We start from the raw sequence: 19,007 nt of genomic DNA on the forward strand, positions 1-19,007 counted from the left end.
CGGGCCCTTGCATCCCGCGCGGCGAAGCGGTGTTGTGGCGGCGGTCCGGAGGGGCACTCTGCCCTCCGCCGGCGCGTCACATCCCTGCCCCTTGCCCTTCCTCCCAGGGTCCTCATGGACATTGCCCTCTTCCTGGTCGGTGGCCTGCTGCTGCTCGCGCTCGGCGGCGAGCTGCTGGTGCGCGGCGCCGTGCGGGTCGCGGAATGCCTCGGCATCTCGCCGCTGCTGATCGGCCTCACCCTGGTCGGCTTCGGCACCTCGACGCCGGAACTCGTCACCAGCGTGCAGGCGGCGCTGCGCGGCTCGCCGGGGATCGCGGTCGGGAACATCGTCGGCTCGAACATCGCCAACATCCTGCTGATCCTCGGCGTCTCGGCGCTGCTGCTGCCGATCGCCGTCTCCTCCGCGGCGCTGCGGCGCGACGGGGTGCTGGGCGCGGTGGTGGCGGCCGTGTTCTGCGGCGTCGGCCTGGCCTGGACGCTGGACCGCCTGGTCGGCGTGGTCTTCGTCGCCGGCCTCGGGGCCTATCTCTTGCACGCCTGGCGGGAGGAGAGCCGGGCGCAGGAGGATCACGGGGCGGCCTATCACAAGGCCCAGGCCTTCGAGGAGGCGCACCGGCACGGCCTGCGCCGGGCCGGCGCGCCGATGTCGCAGGCGCGGCTGCGCAGGATGCTGCTTTCGGCCGTCGTGGCCCTCGGCGGCCTCGCCCTGGTGCTGTTCGGGGGCAGGCTGCTGGTGGACGGGGCCATCGCCCTGGCGCGCAGCCTCGGCATCGCGGAGGCGGTGATCGGCCTGACCATCGTTGCCGTCGGCACCTCGATGCCGGAGCTGGTCACCTCCGTGGTCGCGGCGATCCGCCGGCACGCCGACGTCGCCTTCGGCAACGTGCTCGGCTCCAACATCTACAACATCCTCGGCATCGCCGGCGTCACGGCGCTGATCGCGCCGACGCAGGTGCCGCCCGAGATCGCTCGCTTCGACGCGCTGCTGATGCTCGGCGCCTCGCTGCTGCTGCTGGTGGTGGCGCGCACCGGCTGGCGCATCGGCCGGCGCGAAGGCACGGCGCTGCTAGCGGGTTATGCCGCCTATGTCTGGGTGCTGTGGCCGGCCTGAGTTGCCGGCCGCGGAGCGCCGGGCGGGGCGCGGGCCGCGCTACTCGGCGGCGGCGGGCATCGCTTCCAGCGCGCGCGGCACCACCTCCTCGGCGAAGAGGCGGATGGTCTGGTGGCGCACCGCGCGCGGCACGCCATAGGTCGCGTTGCTGACGATGAAGTAGTTGAAGCCGATCTCCGCCAGCTGCCGCAGCCGCCGCGCCACCGTCTCCGGCGAGCCGACCAGGTTCTGCGCCATGTAGTCCCCGAGGTTCGCCGGGTCGCAGAGCTTGCGCAGGTTGGCGAACATCCTGTTGAACTGCTGGTAGCCCGGGATGTCGCCCCAGGGCGCGTTGTCGGACTGGTAGTGCCGCACCTGCAGCGCGAAGAACTTCGGCAGGTAGGCGAGGGCCTGCTCCCGCGCCGCCTCGTCCGTCTCGGCGACGAAGCACTTGACGGAGAGCGGCATGGTCGCTTCCGGATTGCCACCTGCCTCTGTTGTGCGTGCCTTCCAGGTGTCGAGGATCCGGCGCAGCAGGTGATCGGGGAAGCTGGAGAGGCAGAGCGGCGGCAGGCCGAGCTCGGCCATGATGGCGGCGCTCTCCGGGCTGCCGATGGCGCCGTAGAAATGCGGGCGGCGCCCGTCCAGCACCGGGCGCAGCGTCGTCGGCTCGGCGAAGCGGGCGTAGCGCCCCTCGAAGGTGAAGGGGCGGCCTTCCAGCGCCTGACGCGTGAACTCCCAGCACTCGCGGAAGCGGTCGCGCGCCGTCTCCATCGGGATGCCGAAGGCGTCGTATTCGGATTTCGCGGTGCCGCGGCCCATGCCGATGTGCAGCTCGCCCTCCGACAGGGTCTGCAGCATCGCCAGATCCTCGGCGAAGCGCACCGGGTCGTACCAGGGCAGCACCATCACCGCCGTGCCGAGGCCGAGCCCCGGGCACGCAGCGGCGATGTGGGAGAGGAACAGCAGCGGGTTGGGCTGCGGATAGTAGTCGCTGAAATGGTGCTCCACCATCCAGGCGGCGTCGTAGCGCAGCGCGTGCACCAGCTCGGCGTCCGCGACGGCTTCCCGGTAGAGCTGCCGGTCGGTCATTCCCTCCTCGCCCACGGCGCCGATCTGGTAGGCGAAGCGCGGGCGCGCGCTCGTTGCCATGGCGTCCCTCCCGGATGACGGTGCCGCATCGGACCTTAGCGCCTGATCCGCGAGGGCGGAACCGCCGGAGCGGTGAATCGGACGCTCCACGAAGGGCGCAGGCATGATCCATCAGGGTGGATCATGCTGTAGGCTCGGCCGCACCCTGGCGTCACCGGCCGGGGATGAGGGAGCGAAGCGCATGCGCATCTGCATCTACGGCGCCGGCACGATCGGCTGTTTCCTCGGCGCGCATCTCGCCCGCCTGCCGGAGGTGGAGCTGACCATCATCGCCCGCGGCGCCACGCTGGAGGCGCTCCGCCGCGACGGCATCCGGCTGGAGACGGCGGAGGGGCGGCAGGCGGTGCCGGTGCGCGCGACCGATGCGCCGGCCTCGCTGCCGACGCAGGAGGTGGTGTTCATCACCCTGAAGGCGCATCAGCTGCCCGGGGCGCTGGACGGCATTGCCCCGCTGCTCGGGCCGGAGACGGCGGTGGTGCCGCCGACCACCGGCATCCCCTACTGGTACTTCCACGGCCTGCCGGGCCCGCATCAGGGGCGGCGGCTGGAACGGCTGGATCCGGGCGGGCGGCAATGGGCGGTGCTGGGGCCGGAGCGCGCGATCGGCTGCGCCTTCTGGGTGGGCACGGACTCGCTCGGCCCCGGCGCCGTGCGGCAGGAGGGCGCGGCCAGCTTCCCGATCGGCGAGCCGGACGGAACCCGCTCGCCGCGCCTCGAGCGGCTGCACGCGGCGATGACGCGCGCCGGGCTGCGCGCGCCGGTGCGCGACAACATCCGCGGCGAGATCTGGACCAAGATGATCAACAGCCTGGTCTGGAACCCGATCGCCACGCTGACGCTCGCCACCCTCGGCGAGATCGGCGCCGCGCCCGACGCGGTGGCGCTCGCCCGGCGCATGATGGCGGAGGCCGAGGCGGTGGCGCGGGCGGTCGGCGCGAGCCTGCCCGCGCCGGCGGAGGAGCGCATCGCCTGGACGCTCTCCCTTTCCAGGCACCGCATGTCCATGCTGCAGGACCTGGAGCGCGGGCGCGCCCTGGAGTACGGCGTGCTGCACGATTCCATCATCGAGATGCGCGCCATCGCCGGGATGGAGACGCCGACGATAGACGCGGTGATGGCGCTGCTCGCGCTGCGGGCGCGCATCGCCGGCGTGGCGCCCGGCTAGGCCGTGATGCCCCCGTCCACGTGCAGCAGCTGCCCGGTGATGTAGCCGGCGGCAGGGGAGGCGAGGAAGGCGATCGCCGCCGCCACATCCTCCGGCGTACCGAGCCGGCGCAGCGGGATGCGCGAGACGCGCTCCTCGAACTGCTTCGGGTCGAGCGCGGCATGCGCGCCCGGATCCTTGCGCGTGAAGCCTGGCACAACGGCGTTCACCGTGACGTCGGGAGCCCATTCGATGGCAAGCGCGCGCACCAGCGCCTCCAGCCCCGCCTTGGCGGCGGCCGAGGCGGGGAAGACCGGCGCCTCCAGCCGGAACACATGCGCGACGAAGGAGGAGACGGCGACGACGCGCGGCGCCTCGCCCGCCCGCAGCAGCGGCCCCGCGGCGCGGGCGAGGCGGAGGAAGGCGAAGGCGATGGCGTCGAAGCTCGCCGCGAAGGCGGCGTCCGTCAGCCGCTCGACCGGCGTGCGGTCGGCGAAGCCGGCGTTGGAGACCAGCACGTCGAGCCCGCCGAGCGCCGCGCCCGCCTCCACCACCACCCGTTCCGGCACGCCCGCCTCCGCGAGGTCGCCGAGCAGCACATGTGCGGCGCCGCCCGCGGCCCGCACCGCGGCGGCGACGCGCTCCGCCCCCTCGCGGTTGCGGCGGGTGTGCACGGCGATGGCGGTGCCGGGCGCCGCCAGCAGGCGGCAGGTGGCGGCGCCGATGCCACTTGCCGCGCCCGTGACCAGAATCCTGCGTTCCGTCATCGCCTCCGCCCCATCCCCTGTGCCAGCATCGCGCGGCGACGCGCGTCGCCATGCAACACTATAACATCGGGGAAACACCATGAAATCTCTGTCGCGTCGTGCGCTGTTCGGCGCCGGTGCCTGCCTTGCCTGCGGCGGGGCGCATCTCGGCCTTACCGCCACGCCCGTGCAGGCGCAGCAGGCCTGGAGCCCGCCGGCGCCCGAGCAGCGCTGCCCCTCCCGCTGGGGGCCGAACGACCGCCGGGGCAGCATGAACCTGATGACGCCCGAGCGTGCCAGGCGCGCCGCGCAGCTCATCCGCAGCGGCGAGAAGGTGGAACTCGGCCACGTGCTGCACCAGAACATCCCCGTCTTCGGCACGCGCCGCTTCGACGTGCACCTGAAGCAGATGTTCATGAACCCGCAACCCAACCGGCGCGGCTCGAACGAGGAGATCGTCATCACCGAGATCGGCCAGGTCGGCACGCAGCTCGACGGCTTCCCGCACCAGACGATCGGCGACCAGGCCTACAACTGCGTCAACGTGCCCTCGATCAGCAGCCGCGGCGGCTTCACCGAGATGGGCATCGAGACGGTGGGCACCGTCTTCACCCGCGGCCTGCTGCTCGACATCGCCGGCGCGCGCGGCGTGGAGACCCTGCCCGACGACTACGAGATCACCGTCGCCGACATCCAGCAGGCGCTGCAGCGCCAGAACAACCCGAGCATCGAGGAGGGCGACGCCATCATCATCCACACCGGCTGGGGCCGGCTCTGGGGCCAGGACAACGCGCGCTACGTGCGCTCCTGCCCCGGCATCGGCGTCGAGGCGGCGGAGTGGCTGATCCAGCGCAACCCGATCCTGCTCGGCGCCGACAACTGGCCGGTGGAGGTCGCGCCGTCCAAGACCATGCCGCACGCCTCGCTGCCCGTGCACCAGATCGCGCTGGTGGTGCATGGCGTGCACCTGCTGGAGAACATGAAGCTCGACGAGCTGGTGCAGCGGCGCCAGTCCGAGTTCGCCTTCATCATGCAGCCGCTGAAGGTGCGCGGCGGCACCGGCTCCACCGTGGCGCCGGTGGCCATGTTCTGACCCGCCTTCCCCTCCCCCGCGCCGGCGGGGGAGGGCGCTTGCGCGTTTGCCGCCGCCCGCCCATCCTCCGCCGCCACCGACGGAAGGGGGATGCGGCGTGACACTGACGGTGCTGGAGCCCGAGGGGCTTTATCCGGACACGGATCTCGAGCAGCGGATCCTCGGCCCCGGCGTGCGCATCCTGCGCGGCAATGCGCGGACCGGCCTTGCCGATCTGCCGGATTCGCTCTGCGCCGAGGCGGACGGGCTGATGACGCTCCGCATGGCCGTGCCGGGGGAGCAGCTCGCGCGTTTCCCGAAGCTCAAGGTCGTGGTGCGCATGGGGGTGGGCTACGACCGCGTGGACCGCGCCGCCTGCGCCGCGCGCGGCATCACCGTCTGCAACGTGCCCGATTACGGCACGCAGGAGGTGGCGGAGTTCGCGGTGCTGCTCGCGCTCGCCCTGCGCCGCGGCCTCATCCTCTACCACGACACCCAGCGCGGGCCGGAGCCGGCGCCCTGGGGGGTGATGCCCTCGCCCCTGCACCGGCGGCAGGAGGTGCAGACCTTCGGCATCCTGGGCCTCGGCCGCATCGGCACGGCGGCGGCGCTGCGCGCGAGGGCCTTCGGCTGGCGCATCGCCTTCTTCGACCCGCACCTTCCGAACGGGGCGGACCGCGCCCTCGGCGTGGCGCGCTGCCGCACGCTGGAGGAGCTGCTGGCGCAGTCCGACGTGCTCTCCATCCACGCGCCGCTGACGCGCGCGACGCGCGGCCTGATCGGGGAGCGCGAGCTGCGCCTGCTGCCCAGGAACGCCGTGGTGGTGAACACCGCCCGCGGCCCGATCCTCGACATCGCGGCGCTGGAGCGCTGCCTGCGCGACGGGCACATCGCCGGCGCCGGCCTCGACGTGATCCCGGAGGAGCCGCCGCGCGAGCCCATACCCTCCCTGCTCCGCGCCTATCGCGCGCAGGAGGAATGGCTGCGCGGGCGCCTCGTCGTCACGCCGCACATCGCCTTCCACACGCCGGAGGCCTGGGAGGACATCCGCCTCAAGAGCGCGGAGACGATGCGCGACGTGCTGGTGGAGGGCAGGCGCACCAACGTCATCCCGCCCGAGGCGGACTGAGCGCCGCGCGGCGGCGCATCTGCGCCATGCGCCGCCAGCGCGCCAGCATCAGCGCCGCCACCACGCCGAGTCCCGCCGCCAGCCCGGCCCAGATCCCGGCCGCGCCGAACCCCGCAGGCAGCGCCAGCGCCAGGCCCAGCGGCAGGCCGATGCCCCAGTAGCCGAGCGCGGCCAGCAGCATCGGCACCCGCGTGTCCTTGAGGCCGCGCAGCGCGCCCGCCGCCACCGCCTGCACCCCGTCGGCGAGCTGGAACAGCCCGGCGATGGTCAGCAGCGTGGCGCCGAGCGCCGCCGCCTGTGCCGCCTGCGGGTCGGCGGGGTCGAGGAACGCCCAGGCGATCGGCCGCGCCCCGAGCACCAGCAGCAGCGCCATCGCCGCCATGAAGCCGGCCCCGAGCGCGACCGCCACCCAGCCCGCCCGCGCCGCCCCCGCGCGGTCGCCGGCGCCGGCGAACAGCCCGACGCGGGCGGTGGCCGCCTGGCCGATGCCCATCGGCACCATGAAGGTCATGGTGGCGGTCTGCACCGCGATCGCATGCGCCGCCACCGCCACCGCGCCGAGCCAGCCGATCGCCAGCGCCGCGGCGCTGAACACGCCGATCTCGAGCAGCATCGCGCCCGCGATCGGCAGCCCCACGCGGAACACCTCCGCGAGCTTCGCCCGGTCCGCCCGCCAGATGCGGCCGAGCAGGCGGAAGCGGCGCAGCACCTGCTCGCGCGCCACCAGCGCCAGCAGCGCCCCGGCCATGAACAGGTTCGCCAGCGTGCTGGCGAGCCCCGCCCCGGCGATGCCCATGCCCCCCCCAGCCGAAGGCGCCGAAGACCAGCACCCAGTCGAGCGCCGCGTTCACCCCGATCGCCGCCGCGGTGACCTTCAGCGCCGGCCCCGGCCGCTCCATCGCGGCGAGGAAGCCGCGCAGGATGACGAAGCCGCAGAAGGGCAGCATCCCCCACATCGCGTGGCGGACATAGGTGCCCGCCCCCTCCGCCAGCGCCGGGTCCTGGCCCAGGGCACGGAGTGCCGTCTCGGTGTGCCACAGCACCAGCCAGGCCGGCAGCGTCAGCAGGGCGGCGGCCCAGAGCCCCTGGCGGGCGGCGCGGCGCACCTCCCGCATCCAGCCGCGGCCCCGCCCGCCGCCGAGGTGCCGGGCGCCGCGCGCCTGGGCCATCAGCGGCGCCGCCGCCAGCGAGATGCCGAAGGCCGGCGCCAGCAGCGCCCAGTGCAGGTTGAGCCCGAGCGTCGCCGCCGCCAGCGCCTCCGTCCCCAGCCAGCCGAGGATCACCGTATCGGTCAGACCCAGGGCGAACTGGCTGAGATTGGTCAGCGCCAGCGGCCAAGCCAGGGCGAGCGTCGCCCGCGCCTCCGCCCGCCAGCCCCGCCTCCCGCGCGCGGCGGCGCTCCCCCGTTCCATGCCGTGCATCGGGCGGGGTGTAGCGCAGGCGATGGCAGCGGGCGCGTGATGGCTCGCCCGCTCTCCGGCCATTGACCGGGCAGGCCTGCCGCGGCTTGTCTGGACGCCATGCCGATCCTCACCGGTCATGCCCGACTCGCCGGCGTGCTGGGATGGCCCGTCGCCCATTCCCGCTCGCCGCGGCTGCACGGCTTCTGGCTGGAGCGCCATGGGATCGACGGCGCCTACCTGCCCCTGCCCGTGCGGCCCGAACGCTTCGCGGACGCCGTGCGGGCGCTGGCCGATCTCGGCTTCCGGGGCGCCAACGTGACGATTCCCCACAAGGAGGCCGCCTTCGCCGTCTGCGATGGGGTGGACCGCAGCGCCCGCCGGGCGGGGGCGGTGAACACGCTGGTGTTCCGAGAGGGGCGGATCGAGGGTTCGAATACCGACGGCTTCGGCTTCCTCGAAAACCTGCGCGCCGCGGCGCCGGGCTGGCGGGCGGAGGCGGGGCCGGCGGTGGTGCTCGGCGCCGGCGGCTCGGCGCGGGCCATCGCCGCGGCGCTGCTCGACGCCGGCTGCCCGCGCCTGACCCTGGTGAACCGCACGCGTGCGCGGGCGGAGGCGCTGGCGCGGACGCTCGGCGGGCCGGTGGCGGTGGCGGAGCGCCCGCCGCTCGAGGGGGCGGCGCTGCTGGTCAACACCACGAGCCTCGGCATGCAGGGTCATCCACCGCTCGACCTCGACCTCGCGCCCCTGCCGGAGAGGGCGGTGGTGGCCGACATCGTCTACGTGCCGCTGGAGACGCCGCTGCTGGCGCGGGCGCGGGCGCGCGGTCTCGTCGCGGTGGAGGGGCTCGGGATGCTGCTGCACCAGGCGCGGCCGGGCTTCGAGGCCTGGTTCGGCGTGGCCCCCGTGGTGGACGCGGCGCTGCGCGATTTCGTCGCCGCTGATATCCCGCGGAGCGCCGCCCGGTGAAGGTGCTCGGCCTCACCGGCAGCATCGGCATGGGCAAGTCCACCGCCGCCGCCACCTTCCGCCGCCTGGGCGTGCCGGTGTTCGATGCCGACGCCACCGTGCACCGGCTGCAGGGGCCGGGCGGGCGGGCGGTGGCCCCGATCGCCGCCGCCTTCCCCGGCACGGTGCGGGAGGTGAGAGGGCGGCGCGCGGTGGACCGCGAGGCGCTGCGCCGGGCCGTGCTCGGCGACCCGGAGGCGCTGCGCCGGCTGGAGCGCATCGTCCACCCGCTGGTGCGCGACGAGGAACGCCGCTTCCTCGCCGCGGCGCGGCGGCGGGGCGAGAGGCTGGTGGTGCTCGACATCCCGCTGCTGTTCGAGACCAGCGGCGCCAGGCGCTGCGACGCGGTGCTGGTGGTGACCGCGCCCGCCTCGGTGCAGCGCTGGCGCGTGCTGCGCCGCCCCGGCATGACGGAGGAGCGCCTGCGCGCCATCCTGGCGCGGCAGACCCCGGACGCCGAGAAGCGCCGCCGCGCCGACCACGTGGTGCCGACCTCCCTCTCGCGCCACCAGGCACAGCGGCGCATCCGCCGCATCGTCAGGGAGATACGCGGCCGATGACGCGCCAGATCGTGCTCGACACCGAGACCACCGGCCTCGACCCCCTGCTCGGCGACCGCGTCATCGAGATCGCGGCGATCGAGATCGTGAACCTGGTCCCCACCGGGCGCAGCTGGCACGTTCTGGTGGATCCCGAGCGGGAGGTGCCGCCCGAGAGCACGCGCGTGCACGGCTTCACCACCGAGATGCTGCGCGGCAAGCCGAAATTCGCCGAGATCGCCGAGGAGCTGCTCCGCTTCCTGGGCGATTCGCCGATCGTCGCGCACAACGCGCCCTTCGATTTCGGCTTCCTCGACGCCGAGCTGCAGCGCTGCGGGCGGGCGGCGCTCGACCGGGCGCGCATGGTGGACAGCCTGGAGCTGGCGAAGCGCCGCTTCCCCGGCCTGCCGAACAACCTGGACGCGCTGTGCCGGCGCTTCGGCATCGACAACTCGATGCGCACCAGCCACAACGCGCTGCTCGACGTGCAGCTCCTGGCGCAGGTCTATCTGGAGCTGATGGGCGGGCGGCAGCCGGGGCTCTCCCTGGCCGCCGCGGTGGCGGCGCCGGCGGCGGCCTCGCTCGGCGGCCCGGCGCGGGAGCGCACGCCGCGCCCGATCGTGCCGAGCGAGGCCGAACTCGCCGCCCATGCCGCCTTCCTCGGCAGGCTCAAGGATCCGCTCTGGCTCAGGCCGCCCTTCGCCCCCGCCGAGGCGGCGGAATAGCGTTCGCTCCGCGGGGCGGACGCCGCCGGGGCGCGGAACCGGGCCGCGAGGGGCGGCTTCTTCGCCTCGCCACCAGCACAGGGAGCAGCCCGCATGCGCAGCCTCCGCAACGCCGTCGTCGTCATCGCCGGCGCCTCCTCCGGCATCGGCCGCGCCACGGCGCTCGCCTTCGCCCGCCGCGGCGCGCGGGTGGTGGTGGCGGCGCGCCGGGCGGAGCCGCTGGAGGCGGTGGCGCGCGGCTGCCGGACGCTGGGCGGGGAGGGGCTGGCGGTGCCGACCGACGTCACCAACGAGGCGGCGGTCCGGCGCCTGGCGCAGGCGGCGCTCGACGCGCATGGCCGCATCGACGTCTGGGTGAACAATGTCGGTACCGGCGTCTTCGGCGCCTTCCAGGACGCGCCGGTGGCGCTGCACCGGCGGGTGATCGAGGCCAACCTGCTCGGCGCGATGCACGGCGCCGCCGCGGCGCTGCCGGTGTTCCTGCGCCAGGGCGGGGGCGTGCTGATCAACATGGTCTCCATGGGCGGCTGGGCGCCGGTGCCCTTCGCCGCCTCCTACGCCGCCGGCAAGTTCGGCCTGCGCGGCTTCACCGCCAGCCTGCGCGCCGAGCTTGCCGACCGGCCGGGCATCCGCGTCTCGGCGGTGTTTCCGGCGCTGGTGGACACGCCGGGCTTCGCCCATGCCGCCAATGTCTCCGGCCGGGCGCTGGAGCCCCCCGGCCCCTTCCTGGCGCCGGAGAAGGTGGCGGAGGTGATCCTGCGGCTGGCGCTGCGCCCGCGCGACGAGGTGGCGGTGGGCTGGCCCTCCGCCGCCGCGCGGCTCGCCTACGCGCTGGCGCCGCGGCTGACGGAGCGGGCGGGCGGGGTGGCGATGCGGTGCTTCCTGCGCCGCGCCCGCCCCGCGCCGCGGCGGGAGGGGGCGCTGCTCGCCCCGGTGCCGGAGGGCACGGCGGCGAGCGGCGGCTGGCGGGGCCGTCGGCGCGGCGCCTCCCCGCCGGCGCTGCGCCTCGCGGGCTACGCCCTGGCCGGGGCGGGGCTGCTGTTCGGGGCGGAGCGGCTGCTGGCGCGGCGCGCGGGGACGGGTGGCAGGGGCTGGCGGAGGCTGTAGCCTGTTCCCCTTCGGAACCATCGGATGGGGGGAGACATGGGTCAGGTCCAGGGCAAGGTCGCGCTCGTCACCGGCGCCGCCTCCGGCATCGGCGCCGCCTGCGCCGAGACGCTGGCGCGCGAGGGCGCGCGGGTGGTGCTGACCGATCTCGACGATCCGCGCGGCGAGGCGGTGGCGGCGCGCATCCGCGAGCGGGGCGGGGAGGCCCTGTACCTCCACCAGGACGTCACCGAGGAGGCACGCTGGGCCGAGGTGGTGGCGGAGACGGAGCGCCGCTTCGGCGGGCTGCACATCCTCGTCTCCAACGCCGGCATCGGCATCATCGGCATGACGGTGGAGATGTCGCTGGCCGACTGGCGGCGGCAGATGGCGGTGAACGTGGACGGGGTGTTCCTCTCGGTGAAGCACGCCATCCCGGCGATGCGGCGCTCGGGCGGCGGCTCCGTCATCCTGATGTCCTCGGTCGCGGGGCTGCGCGGCTCGGCCGGGCTCGCGGGCTATTCGGCCACCAAGGGCGCGGTGCGGCTCTTCGCCAAGTCGGTGGCGCTGGAATGCGCCATGGCGCGCGACGGCATCCGGGTGAACAGCGTGCATCCCGGCGTCATCGAGACGCCGATCTGGGAGAAGCTGCCGGCGGGGCAGGGCGGCGGGCGCAACGCGCCGATCGACGCCAGGGCGCTCGCCGCCGCCGGCGTGCCGCTCGGCGTGCCGGGCCAGGCGCAGGACATCGCCGACGGGGTGCTGTTCCTCGCCTCCGACGCCTCGCGGCACATGACGGGGGCGGAGCTGGTGATCGATGGCGGCATGACGGCGGGCCGGGTGGGCAACCTGGCGGCGGTGCGGCAGGCGTGACGGCGCTGCGGGGGCGGGATTTGCCCTCGCCTCCGCGCCATGCCTAATTGCCGCCTCATACAGCAGGAAGAACGCCGGAGCCGCCCGATGCCGGAAGCCCCCACGCCATCGCGTCCCATGCCGGCCGCCGCCCCGGGAGCCGATCCGCGCGTGGACTATTCGCCCCCCGTCGGCGACACGGTGAAGACCACCACCTGCTACATGTGCGCCTGCCGCTGCGGCATCAGGGTGCACCTGAAGGACGGGCGGATCCGCTACATCGAGGGCAATCCGGACCATCCGGTGAACCGCGGCGTGCTCTGCGGCAAGGGCAGCGCCGGGATCATGACCCACTACGCCCCGGCGCGGCTGCGCGCGCCGCTGCTGCGGGTGGGCGAGCGCGGCTCGGGCGAGTTCCGCGAGATCTCCTGGGACGAGGCGCTCGACATCGCCACCGGCTGGCTGCGGAATGTGCGGGAGACGGATCCCCGCAGGCTCGCCTTCTTCACCGGCCGCGACCAGTCGCAGTCGCTCACCGGCTTCTGGGCGGCGCAGTTCGGCACGCCGAATTTCGCCGCCCATGGCGGCTTCTGCTCGGTCAACATGGCGGCGGCCGGGCAGTACACCATCGGCGGCGCCTTCTGGGAGTTCGGCGAGCCGGACTGGGACCACGCCAGGTACTTCCTGATGTTCGGCGTCGCCGAGGACCACGACAGCAACCCGATCAAGCTCGGCCTGGCGAGGCTGAAGGAGCGGGGCGCGAAATTCGTCTCCGTCAACCCGGTGCGCACCGGCTACTCCGCCATCGCCGACGAATGGGTGGGCATCCGCCCGGGCACGGACGGGCTGTTCGCGATGGCGCTGATCCACGAGCTGCTGCGCAACGACCGCGTGGATCTCGACTTCCTCGCCCGCTACACCAACGCGCCCTGGCTCGTGGTGCGCAACCCGCGCGGCCCCGATGACGGGCTGTTCGCCCGCGGCGGGGACGGCAGGCCGCTCGCCTGGGACCGCGCGCGCGGCGTGGTGGACGCCTCGCTCGCCGACCTCTCGCCCGTGCTGGTCGGCGAGGTCGCGCTGCCGGACGGGCGCAAGGCGAAACCCGTCTTCCACCTGATGGCGGAGCGCTATCTCGGCGCGGACTACGCGCCGGAGGCGGTGGCGGAGCGCTGCGGCATCCCCGCGGAGCGCATCCGCCGCATCGCCGCCGAGATCGCGGAGGTCGCCTTCGACCGCCCGGTCGTGCTCGAGCAGCCCTGGACCGACGTGTGGGGCCGGCGGCACGAGCGGATGGTGGGCCGCCCGGTCGCCTTCCACGCGATGCGCGGCATCTCGGCGCACTCCAACGGCTTCCACACCTGCCGGGCGCTGCACCTCCTGCAGATGCTGCTCGGCGCCGTGGATACGCCGGGCTCCTGGCGCTACAAGTCGCCCTTCCCGCGGCCGATCCCGCCCGGCCCGCCGCCGGCGGGGAAGGGAGCGAAGCCGAACACGCCGCTCGCCGGCAACCTGCTTGCCTTCCCGCAGGGGCCGGACGACCTGCTGGTGGACGAGGCCGGCAACCCGCTGCGCATCGACAAGGCCTTCTCCTGGGAAGCGCCGCTCGCCCTGCACGGGATGATGCACACGGTCATCGGCAATGCCGGGGCCGGGGATCCCTACCCGATCGAGGTGCTGTTCATGTTCATGGCCAACATGGCCTGGAACAGCGCGATGAACCCGGGCGAGGTGATCCGCATCCTGACGGAGAAGCGGGAGGACGGGGAGTACCGCATCCCGCGCGTCATCTACTCGGACGCCTTCTTCTCCGAGACCGTGCCCTATGCCGACCTGATCCTGCCCGACACCACCTACCTGGAGCGCTGGGACTGCATCTCCCTGCTCGACCGCCCGATCGGCAGCGCGCACGGCGCGGGCGATTCCATCCGCCAGCCGGTGCTGCCCCCCGACCGCGACGTGCGGCCCTTCCAGGACGTGCTGATCGAGCTCGGCGCCCGCCTCGGCCTGCCCGCCTTCGTGAAGGAGGACGGCTCGCCGCGCTTCAGGGACTACCCGGACTACATCGTGAACCACCAGCGCGCGCCGGGCGTCGGGCCGCTGGCCGGCTGGCGCGGCGCGGACGGCACGAAGAAGGGCGTGGGCGAGCCGAACCCGGACCAGCTCCGCCGCTACATCGAGAACGGCTGCTTCTGGCGCGACCACCTGCCGCCGGAGCAGGCCTACTTCAAGCATGCCAACCGCGACTACCTCGCGGGCGCCAAGGCAATGGGGCTGGTGCCCAACGAGAACCAGATCGTGCTGCAGATCTGGTCGGAGCCGCTGCAGAAATTCCGCCTCGCCGCGCAGGGCCACGGGCCGCGGCAGCCGCCCATGCACCTGCGCGCGCGGGTGGCGCGCTACTGCGACCCGCTGCCCTTCTGGTACGCCCCGCTCGAACATGCCGGGCAGGACACGGAGCATTTCGCGCTCTCCGCCATCACCCAGCGGCCGATGCCGATGTACCACTCCTGGGGCTCCATGAACGCCTGGCTGCGGCAGATCATGGCCGCGAACCGGCTCTACATGGCGCGCGCCCGCGGCGAGGCGCTCGGCATCAAGGATGATGACTGGGTGTGGGTGGAAAGCCGCGCGGGACGGCTGAAATGCCAGGTGAAGCTGATGGAGGGGGTGAACCCCGACACGGTCTGGACCTGGAACGCCATCGGCAAGCGCGCCGGCGCCTGGGGCCTCAGCCCCGACAGCCCGGAGGCGGTGCGCGGCTTCCTGCTCAACCACGTGATCAGCGAATGGCTGCCGGCCCAGGCCGCCTCCGCGCCCGGCCACCGCCTGGCCAATGCCGACCCCGTCACCGGCCAGGCCGCCTGGTACGACCTGCGCGTGCGCGTCACCCGCGCGGCGCCGGAGGAGGCGGGGGCGACCGAGCCGCGCCTGCCGCCGCTGCGCGAGCCGCCCGGCGCCCCGCCCCGCCCCGAGATCCTGCGCTACGATGCCTCCGCGCGGCGCGGCCGCGGCGGCCGGCGCAGCCGCGAGACGATCGGAGACTGAGTCCCGTGACCTGCCTGCCGGACATCGTGCCGGGCCAGAAGAAGCTCGGCCTGGTCATAGACCTCGACACCTGCGTGGGCTGCCAGGCCTGCGCCACCAACTGCAAGGAGTGGAACGCCAGCGGCCATTCGGGGCCGCTGCCCGACCTTCACCCCTATTCCGCCGGCGCCGAAGGGGTGTGGTTCAACCGCGTCCATTCCTTCGAGGCGGGGGAGGGGGAGAGGGGCCGCACCGTGCACTTCCCCCGCTCCTGCCTGCACTGCGAGACGCCGGCCTGCGTCACCGTCTGCCCGACCGGGGCGAGCTACAAGCGCGCCGAGGACGGGATCGTGCTGGTCGACCACGATCTCTGCATCGGCTGCCAGCTCTGCGCCTGGGCCTGCCCCTATGGCGCGCGGGAGCTGGACGAGGATGAGGGGGTGATGAAGAAATGCACCCTCTGCATAGACCGCATCTACAACGAGACCATCCCCGAGGCGCAGCGCCAGCCCGCCTGCGTGCTGACCTGCCCGACCAGGGCGCGGCATTTCGGCGATCTCGGTGACCCGGAGAGCGAGGTCTCGCGCCTGGTGCGCGAGCGCGGCGGCTACGCGCTGATGCCGGAGCTCGGCTATGCCCCGGTCAACCGCTACCTGCCGCCGCGCCGGCCCGCCGACGCCGGCGCCGCCCCCCGGGAGGACACGCCGACGCCGATGGACGTGACGAACCCGTTGCTGCGCTGGGTGGACCGGGTACTGTCGCGATGAGGCCCTCCGCATCCATCATCCTCTTCACCACCGCCGCGGGCGCCGGCTACGGCATGCTGTTCTGGCTCGGCCTGCTGCGCCCGCTGGGGCTGGTGCCAGGGGGGACCGCCTTCGGGCTGATCGCGCTCGGCATCGCGCTGTTCCTGGTCACGCTCGGCCTCCTGTCCTCCACCGCGCATCTCGGCCGGCCGGAGCGGGCGTGGCGGGCCTTCAGCCAGTGGCGCTCCTCCTGGCTGTCGCGCGAGGGGGTGGCGGCGATCGCCACCTACCCCCTGGCGGGCCTGTTCGGCCTGGCGGTACTGCTCGGCTGGGAGGGGATGGCGGCGGTGGCAGGGCTGCTCGCGGCGGCCGGCGCGGCCGCCACGGTGTACTGCACCGGCATGATCTATGCCTCTCTCAGGCCGGTGCGGCAGTGGCGGCACCCGCTGGTGGTGCCGGGCTACCTGCTGCTCTCGGCCTTCAGCGGCGCGACGCTGCTGGCGATGACGGCGGCCTATTGGGGACGGGCTGCCGCCCCGGCGCTGCTCGCCGCGCTCGGCGCCGCCGCCGCGATCCTGCTCAAGCGCGCCTACTGGCGGGACATAGACACGGCCCCGCCCGTGGCGACGGTGGAGAGCGCGACCGGCCTCGGCGCCATCGGCCCGACCCGGCCGCTCGACCCCCCCCACACCGAGACCAATTACCTGCTGCGCGAGATGGGCTTCCGCATCGCCCGCAAGCATGCGGCGAAGCTGCGGCGCATCGCCCTCGGCGCCGGCTTCGCCGCGCCGCTGGCGCTGGCGGTGCTGGCGCTGCTCGCCGGCGGCACGCTGCTGCCGGTGGTGCTGCTGAGCGCCGCGGCGACGCTGGCGATCCTCGGCCTGCTGGTGGAGCGCTGGCTGATGTTCGCCGAGGCGACGCACACCGTCACGCTCTACTACACCGGGCGCTGACCGGCGCGGCTCAGCGCCCCATGCCGATGCCGCCGAGCAGCTCGCGCAGCGCGTCGAGCCCCGGCGCCAGCCATTCGCCGCGCATCGGCCGGCCGGCCGCGGTGCCGGAGGCGGCGCCGAAGCCGATCCGGTCCTGCGCCAGCTCGGCGGCGGAGAGCCTGCCGTCCCCATCATAGTCCAGGCTCTCGAGCAGCGCCCGCGCCGCCGCCGCCGCGGCCAGCGCGGCGAGGCCGGAGGCCGCCGCCAACCTCTCCCCCGACGCGCCCTCCTGCACGGCGAGGATCCAGGCGGCGCCGCGCGCGAGCCTCGCCAGCTCCGCCGCGCTCAGGCCCCCGTCGCGCGCCACCTCGCCCTGTTCGAGGATGGCGGCGAGGCAGGCGGCGGTGTCCGGCGCGCCGCAGGCGGCCTCCAGATGCTCGAGCGCCGCCAGCGCCGCCACCCCCTCGCCATGCAGGGCGGCGATCCCTGGCGGTACGGTGGGGCAGCGGTGCCAGCGCTCGACCGGCGCCTCGCCCGGCAGGCGATCATCGCGGGTCTTGGGATCGGGCAGCACGCTTTCCAGCGCCGCGCCGGCCTGGCGCAGCAGCAGGCGCGGCGCCTCCGGCCCGGCGCCGGTGCCGAGCGTCCAGCCCGCCGCCTCCCCCATGGCGGCGAACCGGATCAGCATGCCCTCGCCCTGCTCCGGCACCCGCGCGGCGGCGCGGGCGGTGAGGTGGAGCATCGCCGCGGGGCGGGCGCAATCGCCCTGGAACCAGGGGCCGCGCAGCGCCTCCGGCACCCCCTGCGCCGGGGCGCCGCCCGCCGGCAGCAGGAGCGCCGCGGCGAGGAGCGGGGCGCGGCGGCGCCTCATCGCAGAACCACCTCCTCGCCGCTGCAGAGGTCGGTGCCGGGCAGGCGCAGCTCCCTTCCGTCGCGGAACACGGCGAGGAGGTCGGCGCGGCAGCGGCTCGCCTCCGGCAGGTCCTCGGGCGGGGCGAAGGCCATGCTCTGCCCGGCGCCGAGTATGGTGCGGCCCAGCCGGTCCGGGCCGCGCGGCGCCCCGGCCGGATCGGCGTAGAGCTCCACCACCGGCAACGGCGCGGCATTGCGCAGGCGGATGCCGGCCTGCGGCGGCGCCTTGCCCTCCGCGGCGGGCGGCTCCTCCACTGTCCAGCCTGGGCGCAGCACCAGCAGAGGCGCGGCGCAGATGTCGAGGCCGCGCCGCTCCTCCGCCGCGCCGGTATCGAAGACGATGCGCAGCCCGGCGTGGCACCCGCCTTCCAGGGTCAGGTCCCGCCGGTCGCCGGGGGCGAGCGCCCCGCCCAGCGCATCCTGGCCCCAGTCGCGGAGACCGGCGGGGACGAGGAAGGCCTGCCGGATCTGCCGCCGGTGCTCGTTCGCCAGCGTCAGGCGGCGCGGCGGCAGCGCCTGGTCCCCGAACACCACGCCCTGCACCAGGCAGAGGTCGAGGCCGCGCTGCACCTCCTCCTGCCCGTCCTCGTACACGGCGCGGAGGTCGAAGGCGCAGTCCTGCCCGCGCAGGCGCAGGCGGAAACTCGCGCGCGGTTCGAGCAGGGCGGCGCCGAGCCGGTCCGGCCCCCAATGCGCCTGGCCCGGAGGGGCGGCGTAGAGCTCGTGGATGGCGCGGCGGGCGCGGTTCAGTACCGGCACCTCGCGCACCGGCAGGGTCGGGTCGCCGAAGCCGAGGCGAGGCGCGCGGCACAGATCCACCCCCTGGCGCCGCTCCTCCGTCCCGTCCGCGAAGACGGCGCGCAGATCCGCCAGGCAGCCGGCAAGCCCGTGCAGCCGCAGGCGCAGGCTCTCCCCCGCCGGCACAACGGATGCGCCGAGGCGGTCGCGCCCCTGCTCCGCCGTGCCGCGGGCCCAGACGTAGAGCTCGCGCAGGTCGAGGTCGGAGTCGTTCGCCACCTCCACCTCCCGCCGCGGGCCGGGCTCGGCCAGCAGAATGCGGGAGGTGCGGCAGATGTCGAGGCGGCGGCGCATCTCCTCCCCATCCTCCAGCACGGCGAGCAGCTCGAAGGCGCAGGCGGAGGTGCGGCCGAGGGGAATGCGCAGGGCCGCGCGTGGCGGCAGGACATGCGCGCCGAGGCGGTCCGGCCCCGGCTCCGCCGCGCCGGGGCGGAAGAGGAAGATCTGGTGCAGCGCGCGGTCCGTCTCGTTGGCGACGGTGACCTCCCGGGGCGGCTGCGGCTGCTGGCCCTGGGCGGGCGCAGCGAGGGCCAGGAGAAGGGCGGCGAGCAGGGCGCGCATGGGAAGGGACTCCGACGGGGCCGGCGGTGGCGCCGCCGGCATGCCGCGAGCGATACCATGCCACGGCCGGACCGACAGAGGGAGCATGG

At 74.5% G+C, this 19,007-nt stretch carries 17 protein-coding genes and 1 pseudogene; 12 read left to right on the forward strand and 6 right to left on the reverse strand.

Translation table 11 applies throughout. The annotated features are described in order from the left end of the window. Window positions 1-114: 114 nt before the first annotated feature. Window positions 115-1,113: a calcium/sodium antiporter gene (locus ET526_RS05205; RefSeq protein ID WP_135466623.1), complete on the forward strand. Its 999-nt coding sequence runs from the start codon at window positions 115-117 to the stop codon at window positions 1,111-1,113. A gap of 39 nt (window positions 1,114-1,152) precedes the next feature. Here the strand turns inward: ET526_RS05205 and ET526_RS05210 are convergent, their stop codons facing one another. Further along, window positions 1,153-2,244 (reverse strand): LLM class flavin-dependent oxidoreductase, encoded by a 1,092-nt coding sequence (locus ET526_RS05210; protein ID WP_158295499.1) that lies wholly within the window; start codon window positions 2,242-2,244, stop codon window positions 1,153-1,155. Between the two features lie 181 nt (window positions 2,245-2,425). Between ET526_RS05210 and ET526_RS05215 the strand changes: the two genes are divergently transcribed. Beyond that, a complete protein-coding gene (locus ET526_RS05215) occupies window positions 2,426-3,409 on the forward strand; it encodes a ketopantoate reductase family protein (protein ID WP_135466625.1) in 984 nt (327 codons plus the stop codon). On the opposite strand, the gene ET526_RS05220 is transcribed toward ET526_RS05215, so the two are convergent. Next, window positions 3,406-4,155, reverse strand: coding sequence for an SDR family NAD(P)-dependent oxidoreductase (locus ET526_RS05220; RefSeq protein WP_135466626.1), 750 nt, complete (start codon window positions 4,153-4,155; stop codon window positions 3,406-3,408). The genes ET526_RS05215 and ET526_RS05220 overlap by 4 nt on opposite strands. 79 nt (window positions 4,156-4,234) lie before the next feature. Between ET526_RS05220 and ET526_RS05225 the strand changes: the two genes are divergently transcribed. Further along, window positions 4,235-5,227 (forward strand): cyclase family protein, encoded by a 993-nt coding sequence (locus tag ET526_RS05225; protein WP_135466627.1) that lies wholly within the window; start codon window positions 4,235-4,237, stop codon window positions 5,225-5,227. Between the two features lie 97 nt (window positions 5,228-5,324). After that, on the forward strand, window positions 5,325-6,335 hold the full coding sequence (locus ET526_RS05230) for a C-terminal binding protein (protein ID WP_240048262.1): 1,011 nt from the start codon (window positions 5,325-5,327) through the stop codon (window positions 6,333-6,335). Here ET526_RS05230 and ET526_RS21880 read toward each other — a convergent pair. After that, a complete protein-coding gene (locus ET526_RS21880; RefSeq protein WP_240048263.1) occupies window positions 6,313-7,131 on the reverse strand; it encodes an MATE family efflux transporter in 819 nt (272 codons plus the stop codon). The genes ET526_RS05230 and ET526_RS21880 overlap by 23 nt on opposite strands. Window positions 7,132-7,222: 91 nt before the next feature. Beyond that, window positions 7,223-7,957 (reverse strand): annotated as a pseudogene (locus ET526_RS21885) (MATE family efflux transporter); the annotation flags it as partial. Here ET526_RS21885 and ET526_RS05240 point away from each other — a divergent pair. The 8 genes from ET526_RS05240 (at window position 7,856) to ET526_RS05275 (ending at window position 16,668) form a co-directional block, all read left to right on the forward strand. Further along, window positions 7,856-8,704: a shikimate dehydrogenase gene (locus ET526_RS05240; RefSeq protein ID WP_135466628.1), complete on the forward strand. Its 849-nt coding sequence runs from the start codon at window positions 7,856-7,858 to the stop codon at window positions 8,702-8,704. The pseudogene ET526_RS21885 and the gene ET526_RS05240 overlap by 102 nt on opposite strands. Next, window positions 8,701-9,303: a dephospho-CoA kinase gene (gene coaE / locus ET526_RS05245; protein WP_135466629.1), complete on the forward strand. Its 603-nt coding sequence runs from the start codon at window positions 8,701-8,703 to the stop codon at window positions 9,301-9,303. The genes ET526_RS05240 and coaE overlap by 4 nt, the downstream gene beginning before the upstream one ends. After that, a complete protein-coding gene (dnaQ, locus tag ET526_RS05250; protein ID WP_135466630.1) occupies window positions 9,300-10,007 on the forward strand; it encodes a DNA polymerase III subunit epsilon in 708 nt (235 codons plus the stop codon). The genes coaE and dnaQ overlap by 4 nt, the downstream gene beginning before the upstream one ends. 93 nt (window positions 10,008-10,100) lie before the next feature. Next, entirely contained in the window at window positions 10,101-11,114 is a 1,014-nt protein-coding gene (locus ET526_RS05255; RefSeq protein ID WP_135466631.1) for an SDR family oxidoreductase, read from the forward strand. A gap of 36 nt (window positions 11,115-11,150) precedes the next feature. Continuing rightward, window positions 11,151-11,966, forward strand: a complete 816-nt coding sequence (locus ET526_RS05260) for an SDR family NAD(P)-dependent oxidoreductase (RefSeq protein ID WP_135466632.1) — start codon at window positions 11,151-11,153, stop codon at window positions 11,964-11,966. A 150-nt stretch (window positions 11,967-12,116) separates the two neighbouring features. Then, window positions 12,117-14,990 (forward strand): molybdopterin oxidoreductase family protein, encoded by a 2,874-nt coding sequence (locus ET526_RS05265; RefSeq protein ID WP_240048264.1) that lies wholly within the window; start codon window positions 12,117-12,119, stop codon window positions 14,988-14,990. A gap of 5 nt (window positions 14,991-14,995) precedes the next feature. Further along, window positions 14,996-15,736: a 4Fe-4S dicluster domain-containing protein gene (locus tag ET526_RS05270; RefSeq protein WP_135466634.1), complete on the forward strand. Its 741-nt coding sequence runs from the start codon at window positions 14,996-14,998 to the stop codon at window positions 15,734-15,736. Beyond that, window positions 15,733-16,668, forward strand: a complete 936-nt coding sequence (locus tag ET526_RS05275; RefSeq protein WP_135466635.1) for a dimethyl sulfoxide reductase anchor subunit family protein — start codon at window positions 15,733-15,735, stop codon at window positions 16,666-16,668. The genes ET526_RS05270 and ET526_RS05275 overlap by 4 nt, the downstream gene beginning before the upstream one ends. Window positions 16,669-16,678: 10 nt before the next feature. Here the strand turns inward: ET526_RS05275 and ET526_RS05280 are convergent, their stop codons facing one another. Together ET526_RS05280 and ET526_RS05285 are read right to left on the reverse strand one after the other, a co-directional pair. Next, window positions 16,679-17,518, reverse strand: a complete 840-nt coding sequence (locus ET526_RS05280) for a hypothetical protein (protein WP_135466636.1) — start codon at window positions 17,516-17,518, stop codon at window positions 16,679-16,681. Next, the gene (locus ET526_RS05285) at window positions 17,515-18,918 is read right to left on the reverse strand and encodes a hypothetical protein (protein WP_135466637.1); all 1,404 of its coding nucleotides are present in this window, start codon (window positions 18,916-18,918) and stop codon (window positions 17,515-17,517) included. Before ET526_RS05285 ends, ET526_RS05280 begins: the two co-directional genes overlap by 4 nt. Between the last annotated feature and the right edge of the window lie 89 nt (window positions 18,919-19,007).

Source organism: Crenalkalicoccus roseus, from assembly GCF_004761865.1.
GTDB lineage: Bacteria > Pseudomonadota > Alphaproteobacteria > Acetobacterales > Acetobacteraceae > Crenalkalicoccus > Crenalkalicoccus roseus.

Excerpts from the sequence above, each read along its gene's own strand:
- ET526_RS05205 (WP_135466623.1), top strand. The coding sequence starts at position 115 with ATGGACATTGCCCTCTTCCTGGTCGGTGGCCTGCTGCTGCTCGCGCTC.
- ET526_RS05210 (WP_158295499.1), bottom strand. The coding sequence starts at position 2,244 with ATGGCAACGAGCGCGCGCCCGCGCTTCGCCTACCAGATCGGCGCCGTG.
- ET526_RS05215 (WP_135466625.1), top strand. The coding sequence starts at position 2,426 with ATGCGCATCTGCATCTACGGCGCCGGCACGATCGGCTGTTTCCTCGGC.
- ET526_RS05220 (WP_135466626.1), bottom strand. The coding sequence starts at position 4,155 with ATGACGGAACGCAGGATTCTGGTCACGGGCGCGGCAAGTGGCATCGGC.
- ET526_RS05225 (WP_135466627.1), top strand. The coding sequence starts at position 4,235 with ATGAAATCTCTGTCGCGTCGTGCGCTGTTCGGCGCCGGTGCCTGCCTT.
- ET526_RS21880 (WP_240048263.1), bottom strand. The coding sequence starts at position 7,131 with ATGGGCATCGCCGGGGCGGGGCTCGCCAGCACGCTGGCGAACCTGTTC.
- ET526_RS05240 (WP_135466628.1), top strand. The coding sequence starts at position 7,856 with ATGCCGATCCTCACCGGTCATGCCCGACTCGCCGGCGTGCTGGGATGG.
- dnaQ (WP_135466630.1), top strand. The coding sequence starts at position 9,300 with ATGACGCGCCAGATCGTGCTCGACACCGAGACCACCGGCCTCGACCCC.
- ET526_RS05255 (WP_135466631.1), top strand. The coding sequence starts at position 10,101 with ATGCGCAGCCTCCGCAACGCCGTCGTCGTCATCGCCGGCGCCTCCTCC.
- ET526_RS05260 (WP_135466632.1), top strand. The coding sequence starts at position 11,151 with ATGGGTCAGGTCCAGGGCAAGGTCGCGCTCGTCACCGGCGCCGCCTCC.
- ET526_RS05275 (WP_135466635.1), top strand. The coding sequence starts at position 15,733 with ATGAGGCCCTCCGCATCCATCATCCTCTTCACCACCGCCGCGGGCGCC.
- ET526_RS05280 (WP_135466636.1), bottom strand. The coding sequence starts at position 17,518 with ATGAGGCGCCGCCGCGCCCCGCTCCTCGCCGCGGCGCTCCTGCTGCCG.
- ET526_RS05285 (WP_135466637.1), bottom strand. The coding sequence starts at position 18,918 with ATGCGCGCCCTGCTCGCCGCCCTTCTCCTGGCCCTCGCTGCGCCCGCC.